The sequence below is a fragment of the Longimicrobium sp. genome, from assembly GCF_048594345.1.
In the GTDB taxonomy this organism is placed as follows: Bacteria; Gemmatimonadota; Gemmatimonadetes; order Longimicrobiales; family Longimicrobiaceae; genus Longimicrobium.
In genome coordinates, this window is the sequence record NZ_JBMDXM010000184.1 from 23,820 (window position 1) to 30,157 (window position 6,338).

Genomic DNA, 6,338 nt, shown 5'->3' on the forward strand with positions numbered 1-6,338 from the left:
GAATCCTCTATCGTCGAAGTACCGGACCCCCGGGTCACAATCTCTGTCGAGGCTTCGATGCCGCCGCTCGCACTACCGTACGCAACACCCGCCGAGTACCTCGCGGCCGAGAGGAAGGCCGCGGAGAAGAGCGAGTACATCAACGGCCACGTCTACGCGATGGCCGGCGCGAGCCGCGTGCACAACCTGATCGTGGTGAACACCGTTTCCGAGCTTCGGACGCAGCTCCGCGGCCGACGGTGCGAAGCCTACGCCAACGACATGCGCGTGAAGGTAGAGCGCACGGGGATGTACACATATCCCGACGTCATCGGGCTTTGCGAGGAGCCGCGGTTCGAGGACGAGAACGTCGATACGCTGCTCAACCCCACCGTGATCATCGAGGTGCTTTCCCCTTCGACCGAACGCTACGATCGAGGCGAGAAGTTCGCGCACTACCGTCGCCTCGAGTCGCTTCGCGAGTACATCCTGATCGCGCAGGACATTCGCCGGATCGATCATTATCTGCGAGATGGAGACACCTGGGTGCTGACGGAAGTGAGCGAACCGGAATCCGCGCTCGTCATCTCCTCGCTTTCGTGCACCCTGCGGCTCAGCGACATCTACGACCGCGTGGAGCTTTCGGCCGTCGGATCCCCTCCCCGCGCGTGAGCCGCGTCACATCGGCGCTGCCGGCTCCATCACCCGTCCGATGATCCGGATCCCCACCCTCACCACCGACCGCCTCGTCCTGCGCGCGTTCCGCCAGGAGGATCTGGACGCGTACGCGGAGATCTGCGCGGATGCGGAGGTGATGCGCTACCTGGGCGACGGCAAGCCGCTGGACCGGGCTGGTGCGTGGCGGCAGATGGCGCTGATCGTGGGGCACTGGCAGCTGCTCGGCTATGGGATGTGGGCCGTGGAGGCGCGGGACAGCGGCGCGCTGCTGGGGCGCATCGGGTTCTTCAACCCGGAAGGGTGGCCGGGCTTTGAGCTGGGGTGGACGCTGGGGCGGCACGCGTGGGGACACGGCTACGCCACCGAGGGTGCGCGCGCCGCGCTGGACTACGCGTGGGGCGAACTGGGGCGCGAGCACGTGATCAGCCTCATCCAGCCGGCGAACCAGCCGTCCATCCGCGTCGCGGAGCGGCTGGGCGAGCGCCTGGAAGGCGAGGTGGAGCTGTTCGGCAATCGTGCGCTCGTCTACGGCATCGACCGGCCGTAGCGGCAAGGCGGGTAGAACGTGAAGAGGCGACGGATCGCACCCCCGCGATCCGCCGCCTTTTCACGTACCCTCCCCCCGGAGGTCCGACTTTTTACGACTCCGTATTGGCCGACCGGCGACGCCAGTGCTGAAGCGCCTGCAGCGACTCGCTCACCGGCAGCAGGCCCAGGAAGTTGCGAAGAGCCTGCATCGTGGAGCGGGTCCGGGCGATGTAGCCGCGGTCGGTGCTGCGGCGGGTATATGATTCGGCGGTCATGGTCGGATCCTGGTTTTTTGCGTTGAGCACCGGTCGTCTCCCCCCAGCCGGCGCCGGAGCATCGCTGCCCCGTGTGCAACAGAATAATCTCCGCCGGGATCGTCCACATGGGTTGATTGACCCATAGGCATCCGAATCCAGAAACACGGCGATGGTTTCCCGGGCCTGAGGGAGGCGCCGCGCCAGTGCCTGCCCCGCGCACCGCAGTCGGCGCGCGACGCAAGGCCTTCCTCTCGCCTACATCATACCCAATCCGGCAATTCACCTGACCTCACGTCGGACTACAGGAAACAGAGGTCAGGGTACAGAGGAACAAACAACAGCCAGAGGAACAGAGGAGGAATGCGGATCATCTCTGTTCCTCTGGCTGTTCTCCGTTCCTCTGTACCTTCCGATGTTGTTATTCCGGATTCGGTGTCAGGAGTTGGAATCGCGGCGTGAAGCCAGCCATTCAGTTCTGCCAGCATAACCTTCAGTTGGCGGCTCAGGCTGACGGGATTGAGGAGTGGGATAGAAACGAGGCCGGCCCCGGCGTGAATGCCGCGGCCGGCCTCGTCCCCATCGTCCGCCCTGAGCGTTAGAACGGCAGGCCCATGCGCAGGGTGGCGCGCCAGCCGTCTTCGCCGTGGGCGGCGAGCAGCGTGGTGGTCCAGGCGTTGTCGAAGGCGGAGAAGTACAGGCCGCCGCCGTACGACGTGTGCCATCCCCCCGGTGAGTCGCCGTCCACGTACACCCGCCCGGCGTCCATCAGCAGCAGCGCGCCGGCATCGCCACGCACCACGCGCAGGTTGGCGCGGCCCAGGCTGGACCGCAGCTCCGCGTTCCCCCACACCGCCGCGTCGCCGGCAAAGCGGGCGCGCGGGTCGCCGCGCAGGCTGCCGGTGCCGCCCAGGAACGCCGCCTCCTGCACCGGAAAGCTGCCCCACACCCGCTCACCCCCCGCGCGCACCGCCAGCGTCGCCGCGCCCAACATCGGCAGGTAGGCGGCGCCCTCGCCGCGGGTGCGGGCGAACGAGCCGTCCACCTGGCCGCTCAGCCCCTGGTGCGCCTCGCCGGTCAGCAGCACCCAGCCGCCGCGGCGGGGAAAGGCCGGCGCGTCGCGGCGGTCCCAGTACAGCGTCGTCCGCAGGCCGCCCGTGGCGTACGCATCGCTCCCCAGCGGCGCGGCGAGGGCGAACGGCGTCCCCGCGTCAGGCGAGGCGTCGCGCCAGCGGAGCACCGGGCCCACCCCCACCCGCAGGCCGGCCACCGGGCGGCTCACCTCCGCCTCCACCGAAACCACGTCCTGCGCCACCAGGTACGCGTCGCGCGCGCCGGAGCCGTCCGTATCGTTCCCCAGGCCGTGGAAGCGAAAGCGGTCGATCTGCGAGGCGCGCGCGTGCACCGTCAGCATCGTTCCATCCGACGCGTGCTGCGTGCGGCGCCAGTCCAGCGCGGCGCCGGCGTCCATGGGCGCCACCTCCAGCCGCAGCGCGTCGCGGCTGGCGAAGGGCGCGCGGCGGAAGCCGTAGCGCGTCCACGTCATGCTCCCACCCACCAGCACGCCTGCGTTGCTGTAGCCCACCCAGGGCTCCAGGGAACGGCCGGCGCCGCGGTCGCGCTCCGCCGGCAGGTTGTCCAGGCGCGGGCCGGGCGCCGGCGGCGTGTACGGCCGCGCGTCCACGGTGGCGCCGGCGCCCGCGTCGATGCGGTTGCTCCCCTCGCTGTCGTGGAACACCGTCCGGCGGCCGGCGCGCACCCGCGACGCATCCACCATCACGTCGTCCCCCGCCCCGCCGACCACGCGCACCAGCGGCCCGTCCTGGGCCTCGCCCTCCACGCGCACGTCGTCATCGCCGCCGTACAGGTGCAGGCGAACCTCCCGCGTTTCGCCCGGCGTGAAGCGGCGGCGAAAGCTGGCCATCCGCACCTCCACGCCGCCGTCGGCCAGACGCTGCACCCGCACCGTCTCGGCCGCGTCCGTCCCGTGCAGGTCCACCACCTGCGCCAGCTGGCGGTAGAAGGCTTCGGTAGCCTGCGGCAACGCGTCGCGGCGGGCGCGCAGGGCGGCGGCGATCCGCGCGCCCACGATGGCGTGGTGCTCCGGCGGCAGGCGCCGCACCGCCTCGTCGATCACCTCGTCCGTCAGTCGCGCTCGCACGTCGGCGGCGGCAAAGTCCCACGCGGCGCGCGGCAGGTCGGACAGGATCTGCCGGTCCAGCAGCTGCGCGCTCTCCGTCAGCGCGCCGATGGCGGGGTACGTCTCGCCGAACGCCACCAGCTTGGGCATCCGCGAGCGCGCCACGTTCAGCAGCACCCCGTCGTGCATCGCAAAGGCGTTGTCGCGGTCGCGGGCGATGGGGCGCCACAGGTGCGTGCCGTCCGGCGCGTCGTAGCGGGCCCAGCGCCACTGGTCGTCGTGGCGGTCCCAATCGCCCATCACCAGGTCCAGCAGGCGGGCGGAAAGATAGGCGTGGCTGTCCACGCGGTGCCGCGGCCCCTCCTTCAGGCGCTCCAGCATCGTGACGCTGCTGGCCACTCGCGCCGCGCCCTCGAACGCCGGCCCCTCGTCGGCATCCCCCGGACGCTCCTCGATGGTCCCCAGCACCCCCGCGAACTCGCCGCGAAACTCACCCAGCCGCGCGTCGTCGGGCATCACCACCAGCCGCGGCGGCGCGTGCAGGATCCCCGCGGCCGACTGCAGCGCCGAGGCGACCAGCACGCCGGCCGGCAGGGCGACGCTCACCTGGTCCTGCACCACGCGGTCGGCCAGCGTGTTGCGCAGGTCGGGGTGCAGCCCCTGCGTGGCGTCCTTGTCCAGCGAGCGGAACACGTACTCGCGTCCGTCCGCCCCGCGCAGCCGCAACGCTTTGGTGCTGAAGTCGCCGCCCGTGCGCGTGGGCGTCAGACCATCGGCAAAGCGCGCCATGTCCAGCACTTCCACGGCCACCGGCGTCTGCCACAGCTCGCGGTAGCCGTCGCCCAGCAGCGTGCGGTGCAGGCGGCCGGCCGCGTACCCCGCCCCGGGCGTCGAGGTGGTGGTGTGGACGGTGGATGGATTCGGCGCGGTGCGAGGAGGCGGCGAATGGACGGCCAGCTGCGCGGGGAGCGTGGCCGGCGCGAGCGCGGCGAGCATTCCCAGGCGGACGATGGCGGTGGTTTTCATGGTACGCGTCCTGGTTTCCGATGGGGGCCGGAACGGTGCCGCGGAAAGGCACCGGGGCTTTCGCGTCCCAGAATGCGTTTCGCCGCGGCGGAACGCGCGGGTAGAACGACCCGGGTAGGCTGACCCGGGTCGATTTCCTCATGTGGCGCACGGGGGCGAACCGTATCCTGTCGCTCACCGGGGCACCGCGCCCCCCTGACACCGATCGACGCCCGCGACGGGCTGAACCCCATACAGGACGGAACGCACATGCGCAGCACCTACTGGACGACTCTGGCGGCGGCCCTGGTTCTGGGCCAGGCGGCCTGCACGGTCGACAAGGCGGCGGACGAGACCCGCGGCACCCGCGAGGCGTACGCCAAGGCCCCGGCCGCCGCGCCCAACCTGGTGACCATCACCACCACCGAGTTCGCCTTCGCCGCCCCCGCCAGCATCCCCGCCGGGCTCACCACGGTGCGCCTGGTGAACCAGGGCAAGGAGATGCACCACGTGCAGCTGGTGCGCCTGGCGGAGGGCCACACGGTGCAGGAGCTGGCGCAGATGGGCGAGGGGCCGATCCCCGCGTGGGTGACGTTCGTCGGCGGGCCCAACGCGCACGCCCCGGGCGGGCACAGCGAGGCCACCGTACAGCTGGAGGCGGGGAACTACGCGCTGGTGTGCCTGATCCCCAGCCCCGACGGCGTGCCGCACATCGCCAAGGGGATGGTCAAGCCGCTCACCGTGGTTCCCGCGTCGGGCCAGGCGCAGGCGCCGGTAGCGGACGTGCGGATGACGATGACGGACTACGCCTTCGAGTTCGCGCCCGAGCTGACCGCCGGCCGCCACACCGTGCACGTGACCAACGCCGCCGCGCAGCCGCACGAGTTCGTGCTGATGCGCCTGGCGCCGGGCAAGACCCCGCACGACATGATGGGCTGGATGCAGGCCGGCATGCAGGGCGCGCCGCCGGCCATGCCCGTGGGCGGAACGTCGCTGCTGAGCACCGGCCAGAGCAACCTGATGACGGTGGACCTGGAAGCCGGCGAGTACGCGCTGTTCTGCTTTGTGCCGGATGCCAAGGACGGCAAGCCGCACGTGGCCCACGGCATGGTGCGGCAGATCACCGTCCGCTGACCGGCGGGCGCGCCGCGGGTCCCCCGCGGCGCGCCCAGGGAAGCGCTCGCAACAAAGCCAGTCATCCTGAGGGAGCCGCCGCGCACTACCCTGCCCTGCGTGGATCCCTGGCGGCGACCGAAGGACCTTGCACGCAGAACCAAGGGGCTGGATCGCCGCGAACGAGCTTGCATCACGCAGGCCGAAAGAAGGTCCTTCGGTCGCGCGCAGGCGGTTGAGCAGCTTCAGGGTTTACGCGGCGCTCCCTCAGGATGACTGGCTTTGAGTGCGGGATGAAACGACCGACTCGGTCTGGGGCGCTGGAAGCAGAGAACCGGGCGAAAGCCATGTCGGTCATCCTGAGGGAGCCGCCGCGCAGATCCCTGCCCTGCCTGGATCCATGGCGGCGACCGAAGGACCTTGCATGCAGAACCGAGGGGCTGGATCAGCGCGGAAGAGCTTGCATCACGCAGGCCGAGAGAAGGTCCTTCGGTCGCGCGCAGGGGGTTGAGCAGCTTCAGGTTTCACGCGGCGCTCCCTCGGGATGACTGGCTTTGAGTGCGGGATGAAACGACCGACTCGGTCTGGGGCGCTGGAAGCAGAGAACCGGGCGAAAGCCATGTCGGTCATCCTGAGGGAGC

Annotated in this window: 5 protein-coding genes; 3 read left to right on the forward strand and 2 right to left on the reverse strand. The window is 70.5% G+C overall.

The annotated features are described in order from the left end of the window. The first annotated feature begins 57 nt into the window (after nucleotides 1-57). Entirely contained in the window at nucleotides 58-651 is a 594-nt protein-coding gene (locus tag ACOJUJ_RS19985; RefSeq protein WP_420128668.1) for a Uma2 family endonuclease, read from the forward strand. A 40-nt stretch (nucleotides 652-691) separates the two neighbouring features. Beyond that, on the forward strand, nucleotides 692-1,204 hold the full coding sequence (locus ACOJUJ_RS19990) for a GNAT family N-acetyltransferase (RefSeq protein WP_420128669.1): 513 nt from the start codon (nucleotides 692-694) through the stop codon (nucleotides 1,202-1,204). Between the two features lie 91 nt (nucleotides 1,205-1,295). Here ACOJUJ_RS19990 and ACOJUJ_RS19995 read toward each other — a convergent pair whose 3' ends face one another. Together ACOJUJ_RS19995 and ACOJUJ_RS20000 are read right to left on the reverse strand one after the other, a co-directional pair. Further along, complete coding sequence (locus ACOJUJ_RS19995) at nucleotides 1,296-1,460, reverse strand: hypothetical protein (RefSeq protein ID WP_420128670.1); 165 nt, start codon at nucleotides 1,458-1,460, stop codon at nucleotides 1,296-1,298. Between the two features lie 577 nt (nucleotides 1,461-2,037). Beyond that, entirely contained in the window at nucleotides 2,038-4,605 is a 2,568-nt protein-coding gene (locus tag ACOJUJ_RS20000; RefSeq protein WP_420128671.1) for a BamA/TamA family outer membrane protein, read from the reverse strand. A gap of 249 nt (nucleotides 4,606-4,854) precedes the next feature. Between ACOJUJ_RS20000 and ACOJUJ_RS20005 the strand changes: the two genes are divergently transcribed. Continuing rightward, nucleotides 4,855-5,718, forward strand: a complete 864-nt coding sequence (locus ACOJUJ_RS20005) for a hypothetical protein (protein ID WP_420128672.1) — start codon at nucleotides 4,855-4,857, stop codon at nucleotides 5,716-5,718. Nucleotides 5,719-6,338: the final 620 nt, after the last annotated feature.